This is a genomic window from Syntrophaceae bacterium (genome assembly GCA_013177825.1).
Taxonomy (GTDB): Bacteria; Desulfobacterota; Syntrophia; order Syntrophales; family PHBD01; genus PHBD01.
This window is the reverse complement of the sequence record JABLXX010000002.1, coordinates 273,852-290,200: the sequence shown is the minus strand read 5'-3', so window position 1 is coordinate 290,200 and position 16,349 is coordinate 273,852. Positions and strand designations below refer to the sequence as shown.

The following is a 16,349-nucleotide window of genomic DNA, read 5'->3' as shown; positions in this document are numbered from 1 at the left end:
TCTACGGATTTTCATTCAAATGGATGCAGCGTCTGCGGCGTTCCAGCTCGGCTATGAGAGTCCTTCCCCGTTCAGCCGTGAGTACAGCCGCCTGTTCGGCGCACCGCCGATGCGAGACATCATGAACCTGCATCAGATTGATTCCACCGCAGGGGTGTAGTCTTCAGCCGATTCATATGACGCACCTGCTCGGCGGCTTCACAGGCCCGCAGGAAACGAACCATCCGCCGCCACGTTCTTCTTGAAGGCATCGGCGGAGACGGATATTGCCGAGTTGAGAGAGGCGGCATCGGGAAGCTTGGACAGCGTGAACCGGAGGAAGATTCCTTCGCCGAGATCCTGGGGAGGTTGGAAGAGCAGATTCAGTTCGCCGTAGCCGAGCAGGCGCCCCAGCGGGTTCTGCCGGACTTGAGTTGCCTCCAGCCGTTCGAGTCCGAGGGACAGCGGTTTCAGAAAACGGCGTGCGAATACGATGCGGCGGTCCGTCACGAAAATCACCGGAGCGTGCATCAGGGAGGCGATAAGGCCGCCCAGAAGCGGAAATGCGGGAAGGCTCAGCAGTCGGATGAACCCCGGTTCCACGACGATCGAGAATACAACCAGACCGAGAACCACCGCGGTCATAACCACAAGCATGCCCAGCGACAGCAGGCGGGGCCGCGTGAGGTAGCGGACTCCTTCAAGAGGCTCCAACAGCCTGGCAGCATAGGCTGGCATCGCTCGGGCCGTCTCTTGCTCAGACAATTTGTCCACCCGATTGCAATGGATACGCCCCCAAAACCGGAATGGTTTGGGGAAGGAACTGCAGCGATGTCACTCGGTTTTCAAGCTCCGGGCCATGTTCAGTTTCATGAACAGCCACGGCGCACCCGCAGAAATCCACAGACCGACGAGGGCAAAGCGCAGGTAGCGCAAGGCATAGGAACTCACCGTTTCTCCATGAGGGAAAATCGCCCGCAGGCCAAGATAGATCATCAGAAGCCCTGCGAAACCGGGCAAAAGACGTCCGCACCTCCCCCGGAAACTCCCGTCCGAACCATACCCCCCCTTCGAATCCATCCAGACCAGGCCTGCCAGCATACCGAACAATGCCGCAGAGAATGTAACGGCCCCGTTGAGCGTCACGGGTGCCGGAAGCGGATTCGCTCCCGCCTGCCGGGCATTCGCCACCCAGTCGGCGGGCAGCACCCATCCGTTCCAGGAAACAAAGGCGATCACCCCGGAGGCGAGCATTGCCATCGAGAGGGCGAAGGCCAATCCAACCTTCTCTCCGGGCGACTTCCTTTTCGCCCAGGCCGCAACGGCATCCCACCCCTGCAGGAAAACCCACAGCACCAGCGCACCCGTAATCCAGCCCACGAGAACATCGTGCGGGAAATGGGCGGCCAGATACAGGCGCGAAAGCCCGATCATGAGAATGATGAAAACAGCCGCCCCCCATGCCCACGGACGCTTTACCAGTGACGCCCCCAGACCCCAGAGGCTGGCTGCAATCTGCGCATGCCCTGACGGCATTCCGAAAGAGGTTTCCGGTGCGAGCGCTTTCACCTGTGTGCTGAACCAGTAGGGCCGCGGGCCGTGAAAGGCGAGTTTCAGAGTGTCATTCAGGCCGCCGGAGAGCAGCAGGATCATCCCGACCCGCAAGCCTGCATCGGCATCCACGCTCCAATAGATGATCGGCAGGACCAGCAGGAAGAATTCCTCCGTCCCCAGGAAGGAAAACAGTTGCATGGGAACGACAAGCCACTCACCCAGCCCCTGCAACCAGGTGATGAATGCAATTCCACTTAGGAAGATCGGTTCCATGTTCCTTTGCGATGATGATTGAATAGAGTGGGCCGGCGATTCCCGATGCGGCGATGCTCCTTCCGCCGTTCCATTAAAAGCGGAACTCTTCGAAACGGCCGTTTTCCAGGTCGATGTGCGCCATGATGTGTCGGAATACCTTCCCGCGGCGCAGGAGGATCTTGAGCACCTCCATGGCCTGGAGGGTGCCGACGGCGGCGGCGGTCACCGCCGGAACGCCCAGGAGGTCCTCCGGCCGCTCCGGGTCGGCTTCCGAAGCCGCAGGTTCGTAAAGCTGCTCCAGGCCCGGATCTCCCGGATAGACCGTCATGACCCGGCCCTCAAAACCCGCCAGCGCACCGTGCACCAGGGGAACCCCCAGCCGGCGGGCCGCCCCCTGCAGTACAAAACGATCGGGCACATTGTCCAGGGCATCGACAATCACATCGGCGCCGGCTACTATCGGATCGACATTCGCGGCGTCTATTCTCGCCCGGTGAGGAATGACCAGGATCCCGGGATTGATGGAGGCCACGGTCTCCACGGCGGCCTCCGCTTTCGACTTATGCAGGGATTCCAGGCTGCACAGGGCCTGACGGTTCAGGTTCGTTTCGTCAAACCGGTCGTGATCGACGACAACCAGCCGGCCGACTCCGATCCGCGCCAGGAGCAGGATGACCTGCCCGCCCAGCCCGCCCGCACCGGCAACGGCAACTTGCGACTCGGCGAGCTTTAACTGCTCCGCCGGAGAGATGATGTCCAGGTTGCGGACGTAGCGGCAGGGATAAACGGCGATCCTCAGGGCCTCCGTATAGATCTCCGGCAGGCTCAGGCCATACCGGCCGGCGATTTCCAGGGCGACCCGATCCTCCATGACGTGAACCTCACGCCCCGCCGGGTCGGTGATCCGTGCCGCCTTTTCCCTTATCTGCCGCTGAATGTCCGAAATCATCGGAAATACCCATTTCCTGCTTCACGACCGCCGGTCACCCGGCACCCCCAGGGCAGGAAATCCTGTTGGGAGAAAAACAACAAAAGGGTGTATGAAACGGGGGTGGATTTCGCAGGAATGGAGGGATATCCTGACATGAAAATCGAGCTGAACCTTTACGCCTCCCTGGCCCGCTACCTCCCCCGTGACACACGAGCGCCCGGCGACAGAATCCGTGAGGTGAGCGAGGGAACCACCATCCTCGAACTTCTCCGGAGTCTCCAGGTCCCCATGGACAAAGTCAAGCTCATCTTTCTGAACGGGCTTCATGCCCGTGGCGACGAGATCCTGCACGAGGGAGACCGGGTGGGCGTTTTCCCGCCGGTGGCGGGAGGCTGATTCAAACCATTCGGAGCTTGAGATATGCCTGTACGGCTGTAAAGTCCCAGGACGGGAGCATCGCCGGATCGACCTGTCGGCCGTCCACCGCGGCCTCCTCGCAGCCCTCCTCCAGATCCTGCGGCCGGCTCCTGAAGAGATTTCTTAAATCCTCCGCGTCAACCCAGATTCCCCGTTTGAGAAACAGGGGCCCCAGTTCCGGGATGGTGAGGTTGAAGAGCTTCACGGTGACCTGTCCATCCATCCGCCGGGCCGCTTCCTCGTTTTCCGCATGGCTGACGGGACTGCGCAACCGGGAATAGTATCCCCCCTTTCGCATGATCGCACCCAGCAGGCCGGGCATGGCGGAGGAGAGCGCAAGGACCGCCCCGTCCCGCACAACAGCCGCATCCACGTCGTCGACGGGCTTGCCGTCCAGAAAGACCGTCTGGATTCTGTTTTCGATGTACTCAATGGAGATGCCGAACCGTTCGGCCAGGAGCTCCCGGAGGCTGCAGCCGACCTCCGTCTTCAACACGAACCCCTTCTGCAGGAGCGGAAAGAAGAACGGAACAAACCCCGGCTTCACGGTCAAGTGGAGGCGGTTCGATCCGTTGGCAGGGATTTGATGCGACGACTCATGGCTCATGCCGGCACCCCAAATGGACAAGAGAACGGGGAGGCCGCACGCGGCTCTCCCCATTTCCAAACGAAACGTGTTCATTACCAGTTGAAAACCTTGTCCAGCTCTTCATCAGAGACCTGAAAAACGGCATTGTGGGGCGGGAGGAGCTCTTTTTTGAAGAACTCAGGCAGGCGATCCTGCTTGCTGGTAAATCCGGCCCTCTGGTTGAAGTCCCGCTCCATGGTCAGAACCTTCTTGCCCAGCGCGGTCACGTCGTCTGCGGTCAGCTCCAGCCCGTAAAACGAATTGAGCAGATCCAGCAGGGCCTGGAAGGTCTGGGGCTGATCCAGAACCGCAAAGGCGATGAAGAGGCACATCCCCGTCGAGTCGATGGCCGCCGTGGCAATCTGCAAATTTCGGGAAAGCTCGATCTGGCCTTCCGCCTTCAGAGGATCCACAAATCCCCCCACCTGAAGGACGTTTGCGGTGACCGCGTAACCCGCCGTGTGATCGGCGCCCATGGTCGATGTCGCATAGGTAACCCCCATGCCCTGGATAGCGCGGGGATCGTAGGCCGGCAGGGCCTGGCCCTTGACGACGGGCACCCGCTCCACGCCGAACACCTTGCCCGTCACGGCGGCCCCATTCCCCAGGATGCGCCCCAATGGGGTTCCCTTGCCGACTTCCCGGATGAGGCGGATGGCCGCCTGGGCGTCGCCAAACCTGGCCAGGCCTGCCTCCATGGCCACCCCGATGGTCGCCCCCATCTCGATGGTATCCAGGCCAAAATCGTCGTCCAGACGGTCCAGCATGGCAATCGCATCCAGGTCGTCGATCCCGCAGTTCGCACCGTGAGCCCAGACCGTCTCATATTCCGGCTGCTTCGACAAGTAGTGGCCGTCCTTGTCCATGTAAATACCGGAGCATTGTATCGTGCAGCCCCGATGGCAGCCATGGGTTGCAACGCCGCCGCGGGCAACCTCCGTCTCGGCTTCCGTCTCTCCGCTGATCCTGGACACCCCCGCAAAGCGGCCCCACAGGAAATTGTGGGTGGGATATCCGCCCGCCTCGTTGATGACATTCGCGAGCACATTGGTCCCGAAAGCGGGGAGACCTTCACCGGTGACCGGGTGCTTCCGGAGCCCCTCGACAAACGTTTTGTTGGCGGCCCTGAATTTTTCCGGATCTTTCGGGGCACGGGCCGTCATCCCGGTATCGTCGAGGACGATGACCTTCACCCCCTTGGCGCCCATGACCGCCCCGACCCCGCCGCGCCCGGCATGACGGGTGGGCCGGAGCTCCATGTCCGTAAAGGCCACGGTTGCGGCGGACATCTTCATCTCCCCGGCCTGGCCGATGGAAATGCAGGCGATTTTGTCCCCATACTCCCTTTTCATTTTTTCGACCAGGTCGTAGTTGCCGAGCAGTTTCAGACTGTTGTCCGGGATGATGTTCACACCGTCCTTGTTGATGAATATCCTGTAGAGATCGCTGTCCCGGGGCTTTCCCTCCAGGATGATCGCGGCATAGCCGAGCCGGGCCAGGACCTGGGAGGCCTGGCCGCCCGAATTGGCCTCCTTGATCCCCCCGGTGAGAGGGCTCTTGCAGCCAACGGACATGCGCCCGGACATGGCCGCGAGGGAGCCGCTCAGCATCCCCGGGGCGATGACCAGTTTGTTGTCCTCACTCAAGGGGTGGGCCAGGGGTGGCACTTCCCGGGCGACAACGGCGGACGTCAACGCCCTGCCTGCCAGCCCTGCGTATTCCCCCATCGGATCCACGATCGCCTTGGGTCCCCCTTCGACACTCATATTGATTCGGAGCAGTTTATCCATATTCAGCCCCCCTTTCTGAACGGGTTTGCTCCTGAAAACATGGGTTGCCGACGTTCCGGTTATCTGGAAGGCTGCCGAAAGATCTCTGACTGCGAGAAGACCAAAGGCGATTCCCATCTCTTTCGCCAACCGGCAGATAACCCCAATCCTCTCCGGACAGGATGAATCCTTTCACATTTCAGCGTTCATTTGCTTTTGAACAATGGCCTCCTTTCTTGTAAAATGTCGCAAGGTTCGTTTAACCGGCTCATCCCGTCCAGACGGCAGCAGCATGCCCGCACGCCGTCAAGTCCGGGAGCCCCCGGCGGAACCAGGGGGTTCCCACGAGAAATCAGATTGACGAACCCTTCGTTTGCAGAGAATATCGGTTGTCGTGTTTCTTTTAACATACACGGATCATTTGAAGTTTCAATGTGTCACTTCTGATACAATGCCTTTGACAACCAATTCGGGAGGAGGTCTGCCATGATCCGGACGCGCATCACGGAACTTTTCGGCATCGAGTTTCCCATCATCCAGGCGGGCATGATCTGGGTCAGCGGCTGGCGGCTGGCGTCGGCCTCCGCCGAAGCGGGAGCCCTGGGCCTCATCGGCGCCGGCTCCATGACCCCGGACCTGCTCCGGGAGCATCTCCGGAAGATGCGTGATGCCTGCCCGGACAAACCCTGGGGGGTGAACCTGCCCCTCTTCTTCCAGTACGCCGAGGAGATGGCCCGGATTCTCGTCGAGGAGAAGGTCCGGATCGTCTTCACCTCCGGCGGCAGCCCGAAGAAATTCACGCCCCGCTTCAAGGACGCCGGGATGAAGGTCGTCCATGTCACCGCCACGCCGGAGCTGGCGGGAAAGTGCGAGGGGGCGGGGGTCGACGCGGTGGTGGTGGAAGGGTTCGAGGCGGGAGGCCACAACGGCCGGGATGAGTTGACCACGATGGTCCTGGTTCCGCAGGCCGCTGCGGCCGTCCGGATTCCCGTGATCGCCGCCGGGGGCATCTACGACGGCCGGGGCATGGCGGCGGCACTGGCCCTGGGAGCCGAGGGCGTGCAGATCGGGACCCGCCTGGCCGCCACGGTCGAGTCGAGCGCCCACGAAAACTTCAAGCGGGCCATGGTGGACGCCTCCCCCACGGGCACGTTCCTCGTTCTCAAGAAGCTCGTCCCCGCCCGGGTCATCGTGAACGAGTGGACCCGCCGGGTCCTCGATGCGGAGGCCCGCGGTGCCGGCGAGCAGGAGCTTCTCGATCTCATCGGGGAAAAGCGGACGAAGCTGGGGATGTTCGACGGGGATCTATCCGAGGGAGAACTGCAAATCGGCCAGGCCGTCGGCGCCGTCCGGGAGATCCTCCCCGCCGGGGACGTCATCCGCTGGATCGCCCGCGGCTGCGAGGTAACCCTGGCACGGCTGTCAAGGCTGACCTGAAAAATTTCTGCCTTTTTTTCTCAGCGAGCGGCCGCCGCCTCTTTTGCCAGCCACTCGACGGCATCGAGGTATCGGTCCATACCCTGGTAGAAGATGTCGTTGTGGTTGGCCCCTTCGATGGTCAGCATCCGCTTGACCGCTGCCGGGGAGGCATCGTAGAGGGCCTGGCCCTCCGTATGGGAAATGATGTGGTCGAACTCGGCGTGAATTACCAGGGTCGGCTTTTTGAACGATTCGATCTTCTTGATGTTTTCCGGCCCGTCCTCTTCCGAAAGCCCGAAGAATTCAAGGCGGAATCCCATGAGGGCCAGGAGCGGCCCGATCCAGGCAAAGCCGCTCTCGATGATCAGGCCGTCGATCTCGTCGGGGTGGCCGGAGGCCAGTTCCAGGGCAGAGGCGCTGCCGAGGGAGCGGCCCATGACGATGAGAGGCCCCGTATGGCCGTTTTGCTGCATCCATTCGCGGACGAACGCGAGGGCCGCGTGGCTGTCCGCCATCATCGACGCCAGCGACGGGAATCCGTTGGAACGGCCGTATCCCCGGTAGTCCACGGCGAGCAGGTTCATGCCCCTCCGGGTGAACAGGGGCGCCATGTCGTCATAGTCCGCCACGATCTCGCCGTTGCCGTGGAAAAAGAGGAGATTCGGCCCCTCTTTCCGACTCGGATGAAACCGGCCTCCCACGACGATGTCCCCTCCCACGGGGATGAGGACGGGCTCGAAGGCGCCCCGGTCGGGATAGCCCCACTCCGGGCGTGGATAGAACAGGACTCGCAGGATTTCCGGTCGATCCAGGGCCTCGTACGATTTCCCAGCAGGCGCGTTCATTCGCTCCCTATGTCCTTTCTGATGGCCGATCGGTAGAATTTCAACAGGTAGTCGAAACCGGACCAGACGGTCAGAATCAGGGCCAGATAGACCAGGACCGTCCCGACCAGGTGTGCGTCCGCCCCCAGGAACGGGTAATGGATGATGAGGGCCGTCACGGCGAAGGCCTGGCAGACGGTCTTCTGCTTCCCCAGGGGACTGGCGGAGATCACGATCCCGTCGGCCGACGAAATGGAGCGGATCCCGTCGACGACGAAGTCGCGGATCACGATGATCGCCGCCACCCAGGCGGGAATGCGCCCGATGGGGATCATCAGGATCATGGCCGTGTTCACCACGAGTTTGTCGGCGATGGGGTCCAGGAATTTCCCCATGGTGGTGACGATCCCGTACCGGCGGGCGACCCAGCCGTCGAGCATGTCCGTGAAGGAGGCCAGGACGAAGAGCCCGGCGATGACGAGGCTCCAGGTCTCTCCGGGCGACAGGAGCAGGAAGAAGAGGACGGGAACGACGGCGATGCGGAGCATCGTCAGCGTATTCGGAAGATTGAAGATCTTCCGCTCCGCCGGCGAGAGAGGCAGTCGGTCGAACCACTGCTTGAGGACGTCGATCAGCATGAGCGGTATGCACGCGTTGGCGCGCCGGTTTCGACAGGCTGTTGAATCTGCGTTTCCTTATTCCATTCCCTTGCTCCGGACCGTCTCCGGGGCCGTCACTTCCTGGGAACCTTTTTCCAGTCCTCCAGGAAGGCCTCGATCCCCCGATCCGTCAGGGGGTGGCGGGCCAGCTGGGCAATGACCTTGAAGGGGATCGTTGCGATATCCGCACCCATGAGGGCCGCCTCCAGCACGTGCATGGGATGGCGGACACTGGCCACGATGACCTCCGTCTCGAAACCGTAATTTCCGTAGATGGTCAGGATCTGCTCCACCAGTTCCATGCCCCGCGCGGAGACGTCGTCCAGCCGGCCCACGAACGGGCTCACGTAAGCCGCCCCGGCCTTGGCCGCCATCAGCGCCTGGAGGGGAGAGAAAATGAGTGTCTGGTTGACGGCAATTCCCTCGCCGGCGAAGATCTTCGTTGCCTTCAAGCCCTCCGTCGTCATCGGCACCTTGACCACGACGTTCTTTCCCAGCTTCGCCAGCTTCCGGCCTTCCTTGACCATGCCCGGCGCGTCCAGGCTGACGACCTCGAGGCTGACCGGCCCGTCGACGATCTCCAGGATCTCCTTGACCACCTCCTGAAATCCGCGCTTCTCCTTCGCCACCAGGCTCGGATTCGTGGTGACCCCGTCCACCATCCCGAGGCTGAGCCCTTCCCTGATCTCCTGAATGTTCGCCGTGTCGATGAAAAATTTCATTCCTTTTCCTCTCCTCCGATTTCCTTTCGGTACTTCTCGATGCACTCCTCGCTGCAGAAATACAGATCCCGTTCGCCGAACCGGGCCATTCGCGCCTGGCTGGCCGGCAGATAGGTGTGACAGACAGGATCCTCCACCAGATCCTCCCGGGGCGATCCGTCGCCCTCCCGGGGCAGGGGCTTCACGACCTTCCCCGCAGGCAGGAAAATCCAGCGGAACAGCCGGTACAGAAGATACAGGATCAGGAGAATGATCGCCAGCCGTATCAGTCCGAACATGCCTTTTATTCCTCCAGCAGAAAGACCCGGAGCGGATCTTCCAGCCTTTCCATGAGTCCCGCCATGGACACTCCGAAGGCGGGATGGATCGCCCAGGGGGCGATCTCGTTGAGGGGAGCCAGGACAAACCGCCGCCGGTGCATTTCCGGGTGGGGAACGGCGAGGCCCTCCTCCCTGATTACATCCTGGCCATAGAGGAGGAGGTCCAGGTCGATCCTCCGGGGCCCCCACCGCGGGCCGGGCGTCCGCCCCATGGCCTCCTCGATCTCTTTCAGCCTTACCAGCAGTTCCCGCGGCGGCAGGGAGGTGCGGACTTCCGCCACGGTGTTGACGAACCAGGGCTGGTCCGACAAACCCGCCGGCTCCGACTTGTAGTACGGCGCCCGGCGAAGGAATCCGATTCCGTCCGTTTTCGCCAGCCTGCGGACGGCCTCCCGGCAGCGCTCCAGCGGCCGGTCCAGGTTGGACCCGATCCCGATGAAGCAGAGGACGCCGAAAACGGCGGATTCGTCCCCCCGCGACGGATTTTCTCCGGTCATTTCCCTCAGGAACGAAGCCCCAGGACGTCCTGCATGTCGTAGAAGCCCTTGGGCCGGTCGACGATCCATTTGGCCGCCCGGACGGCGCCCCGGGCGAAGTTGTCGCGGCTGTGAGCGCGGTGGATCAGCTCCAGCCGCTCGCCGCCGGTGACGAACATCACCGTGTGCTCCCCGACGATGTCTCCGCCCCGCAGGGTCTGGATGCCGATTTCCTTCTTCGTCCGTTCGCCGATCAGCCCCTTCCGCTCGTAGACGCCCACCTGGTCCAGGTCGCGGCCCAGCCGGGCGGCGATGACCTGGGCCATCTTCATGGCCGTCCCGCTGGGAGCATCCTTCTTCAGGTTGTGATGGGACTCGACGATCTCCACGTCGTAGTCATCCCCCAGGATCCCCGCCACGAGATCCAGGACCTTGAAGAGGACGTTCACGCCGACGCTCATGTTCGGCGCCAGGACACACCGGGCATCCTTGCCGATTTCCCGGGCCTTCTCCATCCCGGAGGCGGGAAACCCCGTCGTGCCGATCACGATGGCCTTCCCCAGGTCCCGGGCGATTTCCAGGTGCCGGATCGACGCCTCGTGGTGGGTGAAGTCGATGACCACGTCCGCGCCGGCCAGGGCGGCGGTCAGGTCGTCGCCGACCCGGATGCCCCGGATGGCCAGGCCCAGGCATTCGCCGATGTCCCGGCCCTGCCAGGGGTGGTCCTTCCGCTCCACGGCGCCGGCCAGTTCGATCCCTTCGGCGGCCTGGATCATGTTGATGATCCGACCGCCCATCTTTCCGCCCGCACCGGTGACGACGGCTTTCACCATGGCATCCTCCTTACTTGATGAGCCCGTAGTTCTGCATGACCTTCCGGAGCTTCTCGTGGTTGGCCTCGGAGAGCTTCCAGAGGGGCAGCCGGACCTCGTAGGCGATCTTGCCCATCATGGCGAGGGCCGCCTTGGCGGGCGTCGGATTCGTCTCGATGAACATGGCGTCGATGAGGGGCGCCATCTTGTGATGCAGCTCCTGCGCCTTCTTGAGGTCTCCGGCGAAGAAAGCGTCCACCATGCCTGCCATGTCCGCCGGGGCGACATTGGAGATAACGGAGATGATCCCGTGGCCGCCCACGGCCATGAGCGGAAGCGTAAAGCCGTCGTCTCCGGAGAGCACCGTGAAGTCCTTCCCGCAGAGGGCGATGATGTCGCTCATCTGCTTGATCAATCCCGAGGCCTCCTTGACGCCCACGATATTGGGGATCTTTGCCAGGCGGGCCAGCGTGTCCGGCAACAGGTTGACGCCGGTGCGGCTGGGAATGTTGTAGACGATGATGGGGATCGGAACGGCCTCCGCCACCGCCTTGTAGTGCTGGTACAGGCCTTCCTGGGTGGGCCGGTTGTAGTATGGGCAGACCATCAGGGCCCCGTCGGCGCCCACTTCGTAGGCGTGGCGCGTCATCCGGATCGCCTCCTCGGTGCTGTTGGACCCCGTGCCGGCGATGACGGGAACGCGCTTCTTCACCGCGTCCACACAGATGTCGATGACCCGGTCGTGCTCCTCGTGGGACAGGGTGGACGATTCCCCCGTCGTCCCGCAGGGCACGATGCCGTCCGTGCCGTTGGCGATCTGGAACTCGATCAGGTTCCGGTACGCCTCCTCATCCACCTTCCCGTTCCGGAAAGGGGTCACAATGGCGACGATTGCTCCCTTGAACATAACTTCCTCCTCCATCATTCTTGATGTTTTTTTAATCCCTATTCCGCAAGAAACTCCGGTATCCGTTCCCCCCTCACGAGGTCCCGGTACGTCTCCCGTTTCCGGATGACTTCGATCCGGTTCCCGTCTACGAGAACCTCCGCCGCCCGGGGCCGTGAATTGTAGTTCGACGACATGGTGAACCCGTAGGCTCCGGCGCTCATGACGGCCATCAGCTCATTCCGCTCGAACAGCGGCAGATCCCTCCCCTTCGCCAGGTAGTCTCCCGTCTCGCAAATGGGCCCCACGACATCCGCCGGCGCGGTCTCCCGGGGGGTCTTCAGCACCGGCTTGATCCCGTGGTACGACGAATACAGGCTGGGCCGGATGAGGTCGTTCATCCCTGCGTCCACCACGATGAACCGCTTGTCATCATTTGTCTTCGTGTACAGGACCTTCGTGAGAAGAATCCCCGCATTCCCCACAATGACCCGGCCCGGCTCAAAGATGAACGTGACGTCCAGGTCCTTCGCGGCCTTGATGATGGCGCGAGCGTACTCGGACGGGTGGGGCGGCTCCTCCTCGCGGTAGGTGATCCCCAGGCCCCCGCCCAGATCCAGGTAGCGGATGCGGATCCCTTCCTTCCGGAGAAGCCCGATCAGCCGTTTCAGGCGCTTGAGGGCATCCACAAAGGGGGATATTTTCGTCAGCTGGGACCCGATGTGGCAGCTGACTCCCAGGATCTCGACGTTGGACAGGTTCCGGGCCTGCCGATAGGCCTCCACCGACTTTTTCACGTCGATGCCGAACTTGTTCTCCTTGAGACCCGTGGAGATGTAAGGATGCGTCTGGGGGTCTACGTCGGGATTCACCCGGAGGGCGATGGGCGCCTTCTTTCCGAAGCGGCCGGCGCAGGCGTCGATCACCTCGAGCTCCTGCAGGGATTCGATGTTGAACAGGAGGATGCCCGCTTCCAGGGCGAATTCGATTTCGTCCACCCGCTTCCCTACGCCCGAGTAAACCACCTTGCCCGGATCCACGCCGGCCTGGAGGGCCCGGTACAGCTCCCCGCCGGAAACGATGTCCACGCCGCCGCCCTGCCGGGCGAAGATCCGGAGAATCGCCGTGTTGGAGTTCGACTTCACGGCGAAGCAGACCAGGTGGTCGATCTTCTCGAAGGCCTTGTCGAATACGGAAAAATGCCGCTCCAGGGTGTGGCGGCTGTAAACGTAAGATGGGGTCCCTGCCTTCCGCGCAACGGTCCTCAGGGGCACCTCCTCGCACCACAGCTCGTTGTTCCGGTAGTGGAAATCGTTCATGGCTCCCTTAGAGAAAATCCCTTCCCAGGGCTGTTCAAACGTGACCGGATGCAAGGCCCCCGAAGTCCCGAGCCACGAGTCGTACTTTATTGTACGTTGAGTGGCGAGGGATGAGGGAAACGCAGCAGGCGGGCGCTTTTCAACAGCCCTTCAATATTTGAGTTCAACCGTCATGGATGGGTCGCTGCAGGCTCCCCCGCCATTGCATACGATAATCCGATACATGTACAGCCGCCCGCTCCGGATGTCCCGGTCCAGATAAGCCATTCCGCGTCCCTCCGTCCGGTCGAAGCGAGGGTCCCCCGGCGGGAGATCCGCCAGAATCCGGAAGTCCTGGGGGCAATCGGGGCACCGATCCAGCACCGTCTGGAACTCGCTTCGCTGGATGACGATTCGGCGGATGTCCCGTTCTCTCTCCGGCAGGAGCCAGGAAACGCGGATGCTCTCCGCGTCCTTCCCGATGCGGAGATCGTGGGCCGCCGCCGGCAGCACCACGTCCGGCGGAAGGGGATCGCCCTTCTTGCCGCACCCAGTCCCGACCGCCACGATCAGCAGCGACAGGACCAGGATCACCAGCCTGTCAGCTCTTCGTCCGCCCACGCTGCCTCCCGATCTCCCGGAGTCTCTGCCGGACCGCTTTCCCGGAGGTTCCGCCGGGGATGTTCCGAACGCCGATGGAGCTGCGGACCGTGACTGCCTCATGGATGTCCCCACGGAAAGCCTTGTGAAAGTCCTTGTATTCCTCCAGCGTCAGTTCCGACAGGGTCTTTCCCCTCTCCAGGCAGAAGGCGACGATCCGGCCCGCGATGCCGTGGGCCTCCCGGAAGGGAACCCCCGCTTTCACGAGGTATTCGGCCACATCCGTCGCCGTGGAAAAGCCCCCTGCGGCGGCCTTCTCCATCCCGTCCCGGTGGAAAGCGACCTGCCCCAGCATCCGGGTAAACACCGACAGGCTGGCCCGGATGGTATCCACCGCGTCGAAGACCGGCTCCTTGTCCTCCTGGAGGTCGCGGTTGTAGGTCATCGGCAGACCCTTGAGGATCGTGAGCAGCGCCATCAGGTGCCCGTAAATCCGACCCGTCTTTCCCCGCACGAGTTCCGCCACGTCGGGATTCTTCTTCTGGGGCATCAGGCTGCTGCCGGTGGTGAAGGCGTCGGAGATCTCGATGAAGCGGAACTCCTCGGTGGACCAGAGAATCAGGTCCTCGCAGAACCGGCTCAGGTGCATCATCAGCAGGGCGCAGTCGAAGAGAAACTCCGCCGCGAAATCCCGGTCCGAAACGGCGTCCAGGCTGTTCCGGGTCATCTCCGGGAACCCCAGGATCTCCGCCGTGACGCGCCGGTCGATGGGGATCCCGGTCCCGGCCAGGGCGCCCGCCCCGAGGGGCATCACGTTGACCCGGACCCGGCATTCCCGGAAGCGGCTTTCGTCGCGGTCCAGCATCTCCCGGTAGGCCAGGAGGTAATGGGACAGCAGGATCGGCTGGGCGCGTTGGAGATGGGTATATCCCGGCAGGACCGTGTCCAGTTCCCGGCCTGCCAGGTCCGCCAGGGCATCCTTGAGACCCCCGATGCCGTCCAGGATGTGGCCGATCTCCTCCCGCAGGTAGAGCCGCAGGTCCAGGGCCACCTGATCGTTGCGGCTCCTCCCCGTGTGGAGCTTGGCTCCGGCCTCTCCGACACGCCGGATGAGCTCCTTCTCCACCGCCATGTGGATGTCCTCGTCGGCGTCGGCAAAGACCAAGACTCCCCGTTCGAAGTCCTTCCGGATACCCCGGAGACCCGCAACGATGGACTTTTCCTCCCGGGCCGTGAGGACGCCCTGCCGGGCCAGCATGCGTGCATGGGCGATGCTGCCCTCGATGTCGTGGCGGCAGAGGCGGCGGTCGAAGGCGATGGATGCCGTGAAGGCTTCCACCTCCCGGTCCGTCCCACCCTTGAAACGCCCTCCCCAGGGTTTCTCCTTTCGCGCCATGGCTCTCCGTCCTATTTCTGCCGGCGTTCCTTTGTGCGGCGATCGCGCCGGCGGCGTTCCGAAGCGCGCATTTCCTTCTCCGACTGGATCGGTACTTTCGCACCCCGCCGGTCGCCGTCCCGGCGCTCGCTGAGCCGGCGGTTCATGCTGCGCCGGTTTCCCTCCTGCCGGACCCTCTCCTGTTCGACCATGGCCTTGATGCGGAGCCGGAGGGCGTTGAGGCGGATGAATCCCGTGGCGTCCATCTGGTTGTAGACCTGGTCCTTCTCGAACGTTGCGAAGTCCTCACGGTAGAGGGACAGGGGGGATTTCCTGCCGACGACAATGCAGTTTCCCTTGTAGAGCTTGACCCTGGCGGTGCCGGTGACGTTCTCCTGGGTCTCGTCGATGAAGCGCTGCAGGGCCTGCATCTCTGGGGCATACCAGAAACCGTTGTAGACAAGCTGGGAGTACTTGGGAATCAGGGAATCCCGGAGGAACATGACCTCCCGGTCCATGGTGATGGACTCGAGGGCCCGGTGGGCGGCCCACAGCACGGTCCCGCCGGGGGTCTCATACACGCCCCGGGACTTCATGCCCACAAACCGGTTCTCCACCATGTCGACCCGCCCGACACTGTTGGCGCCGGCGATCCCGTTCAGGTGGTCCATCAGCTCCGCGGGGAACATGCGGACACCATCGACCGCCACGGGAACGCCCTTGACGAAGTCGATCTCCACGTACGTGGGCCGGTCGGGCGCCGCCTCGGGCGAAACGGTGAGAACGAAGATGTCTTCCGGCGGTTCCGCCCAGGGATCTTCCAGGATCGCCCCCTCATGGGAAATGTGGAGCGAATTCCGGTCGCTCGAATAGGGCTTGTCCTTCGTCAGCGGCAGCGGGATCCCGTACTTCTCGGCATAATCGAACATCGACTCCCGGGAATCGAACGTCCAGTTGGGATCCTTCCAGGCGGAGATGATCCGGATGTTCGGATTGAGCGCCATGTAGGTCAGCTCGAAGCGAACCTGGTCGTTCCCCTTTCCGGTGGCGCCATGGCAGACGGCATCGGCCCCCTCGAGGAGGGCGATCTCGAGCTGCCGCTTCGCGATCAGCGGCCGCGCCAGGGAGGTTCCCAGGAGGTATACCCCCTCGTAGATGGCGTTGGCCCTCAGCGCCGGGAAGATGAAGTCCCGGGCGAACTCGTCCCGGAGATCGTCGATGTAGCATCGGCTCGCCCCCGTGCTGATCGCCTTTTCCCTGAGCCCGTCCAGTTCCTCCTTCTGGCCCACGTCGGCGGCGAAGGCGATGACCTCGCAGCCGTACGTCTCGATGAGCCAGCGGACGATCACGGATGTGTCGAGCCCGCCCGAATAGGCAAGAACCACTTTTTTTACCGATTGCACCATGATCTGTTTTCCTCCTGTG

General features: G+C 62.7%; 18 protein-coding genes. 2 read left to right on the top strand and 16 right to left on the bottom strand.

Going from position 1 to position 16,349, the window contains the following annotated elements; all coding sequences use genetic code 11:
• Nucleotides 1-198: 198 nt before the first annotated feature.
• From HPY65_06125 to HPY65_06115, 3 genes are all read right to left on the bottom strand, one after another.
• A complete protein-coding gene (locus HPY65_06125) occupies nt 199-717 on the bottom strand; it encodes a PH domain-containing protein (GenBank protein ID NPU84048.1) in 519 nt (172 codons plus the stop codon).
• Between the two features lie 96 nt (nt 718-813).
• Nucleotides 814-1,806, bottom strand: coding sequence for a phosphatase PAP2 family protein (locus HPY65_06120; protein ID NPU84047.1), 993 nt, complete (start codon nt 1,804-1,806; stop codon nt 814-816).
• 73 nt (nt 1,807-1,879) lie between these two features.
• Nucleotides 1,880-2,737, bottom strand: a complete 858-nt coding sequence (locus HPY65_06115; protein NPU84046.1) for a HesA/MoeB/ThiF family protein — start codon at nt 2,735-2,737, stop codon at nt 1,880-1,882.
• Nucleotides 2,738-2,872: 135 nt separating this feature from the next.
• Here HPY65_06115 and HPY65_06110 point away from each other — a divergent pair, with 135 nt between their 5' ends.
• Nucleotides 2,873-3,115, top strand: a complete 243-nt coding sequence (locus HPY65_06110) for a MoaD/ThiS family protein (GenBank protein ID NPU84045.1) — start codon at nt 2,873-2,875, stop codon at nt 3,113-3,115.
• Nucleotide 3,116: 1 nt separating this feature from the next.
• Here HPY65_06110 and HPY65_06105 read toward each other — a convergent pair whose 3' ends face one another.
• Together HPY65_06105 and HPY65_06100 are read right to left on the bottom strand one after the other, a co-directional pair.
• Entirely contained in the window at nt 3,117-3,632 is a 516-nt protein-coding gene (locus HPY65_06105) for a hypothetical protein (GenBank protein NPU84044.1), read from the bottom strand.
• A gap of 185 nt (nt 3,633-3,817) precedes the next feature.
• The gene (locus HPY65_06100) at nt 3,818-5,554 is read right to left on the bottom strand and encodes an aldehyde ferredoxin oxidoreductase (GenBank protein NPU84043.1); all 1,737 of its coding nucleotides are present in this window, start codon (nt 5,552-5,554) and stop codon (nt 3,818-3,820) included.
• A gap of 468 nt (nt 5,555-6,022) precedes the next feature.
• Between HPY65_06100 and HPY65_06095 the strand changes: the two genes are divergently transcribed.
• Nucleotides 6,023-6,970, top strand: coding sequence for a nitronate monooxygenase (locus tag HPY65_06095; protein NPU84042.1), 948 nt, complete (start codon nt 6,023-6,025; stop codon nt 6,968-6,970).
• Nucleotides 6,971-6,990: 20 nt separating this feature from the next.
• On the opposite strand, the gene HPY65_06090 is transcribed toward HPY65_06095, so the two are convergent.
• The 11 genes from HPY65_06090 to HPY65_06040 form a co-directional block, all read right to left on the bottom strand.
• Complete coding sequence (locus tag HPY65_06090; protein ID NPU84041.1) at nt 6,991-7,797, bottom strand: alpha/beta fold hydrolase; 807 nt, start codon at nt 7,795-7,797, stop codon at nt 6,991-6,993.
• Complete coding sequence (gene pgsA / locus HPY65_06085) at nt 7,794-8,378, bottom strand: CDP-diacylglycerol--glycerol-3-phosphate 3-phosphatidyltransferase (GenBank protein ID NPU84040.1); 585 nt, start codon at nt 8,376-8,378, stop codon at nt 7,794-7,796. The genes HPY65_06090 and pgsA overlap by 4 nt, the downstream gene beginning before the upstream one ends.
• A 131-nt stretch (nt 8,379-8,509) precedes the next feature.
• On the bottom strand, nt 8,510-9,157 hold the full coding sequence (gene fsa, locus HPY65_06080; protein NPU84039.1) for a fructose-6-phosphate aldolase: 648 nt from the start codon (nt 9,155-9,157) through the stop codon (nt 8,510-8,512).
• Nucleotides 9,154-9,435, bottom strand: coding sequence for a hypothetical protein (locus HPY65_06075; GenBank protein ID NPU84038.1), 282 nt, complete (start codon nt 9,433-9,435; stop codon nt 9,154-9,156). Before HPY65_06075 ends, fsa begins: the two co-directional genes overlap by 4 nt.
• A gap of 5 nt (nt 9,436-9,440) precedes the next feature.
• The gene (folK, locus tag HPY65_06070) at nt 9,441-9,974 is read right to left on the bottom strand and encodes a 2-amino-4-hydroxy-6-hydroxymethyldihydropteridine diphosphokinase (GenBank protein NPU84037.1); all 534 of its coding nucleotides are present in this window, start codon (nt 9,972-9,974) and stop codon (nt 9,441-9,443) included.
• A 5-nt stretch (nt 9,975-9,979) separates the two neighbouring features.
• A complete protein-coding gene (locus HPY65_06065) occupies nt 9,980-10,786 on the bottom strand; it encodes a 4-hydroxy-tetrahydrodipicolinate reductase (protein NPU84036.1) in 807 nt (268 codons plus the stop codon).
• Nucleotides 10,787-10,796: 10 nt separating this feature from the next.
• Nucleotides 10,797-11,672, bottom strand: a complete 876-nt coding sequence (locus HPY65_06060; GenBank protein ID NPU84035.1) for a 4-hydroxy-tetrahydrodipicolinate synthase — start codon at nt 11,670-11,672, stop codon at nt 10,797-10,799.
• A 38-nt stretch (nt 11,673-11,710) separates the two neighbouring features.
• Nucleotides 11,711-12,970 carry a diaminopimelate decarboxylase gene (gene lysA, locus HPY65_06055; GenBank protein ID NPU84034.1) on the bottom strand — a complete coding sequence of 420 codons (1,260 nt, stop codon included), beginning with the start codon at nt 12,968-12,970 and terminating at the stop codon, nt 11,711-11,713.
• A gap of 150 nt (nt 12,971-13,120) precedes the next feature.
• Nucleotides 13,121-13,570: a hypothetical protein gene (locus tag HPY65_06050; GenBank protein ID NPU84033.1), complete on the bottom strand. Its 450-nt coding sequence runs from the start codon at nt 13,568-13,570 to the stop codon at nt 13,121-13,123.
• Complete coding sequence (gene argH / locus HPY65_06045) at nt 13,551-14,945, bottom strand: argininosuccinate lyase (GenBank protein ID NPU84032.1); 1,395 nt, start codon at nt 14,943-14,945, stop codon at nt 13,551-13,553. The genes HPY65_06050 and argH overlap by 20 nt, the downstream gene beginning before the upstream one ends.
• A gap of 11 nt (nt 14,946-14,956) precedes the next feature.
• Nucleotides 14,957-16,330, bottom strand: a complete 1,374-nt coding sequence (locus HPY65_06040) for an argininosuccinate synthase (protein NPU84031.1) — start codon at nt 16,328-16,330, stop codon at nt 14,957-14,959.
• Nucleotides 16,331-16,349 lie beyond the last annotated feature (19 nt).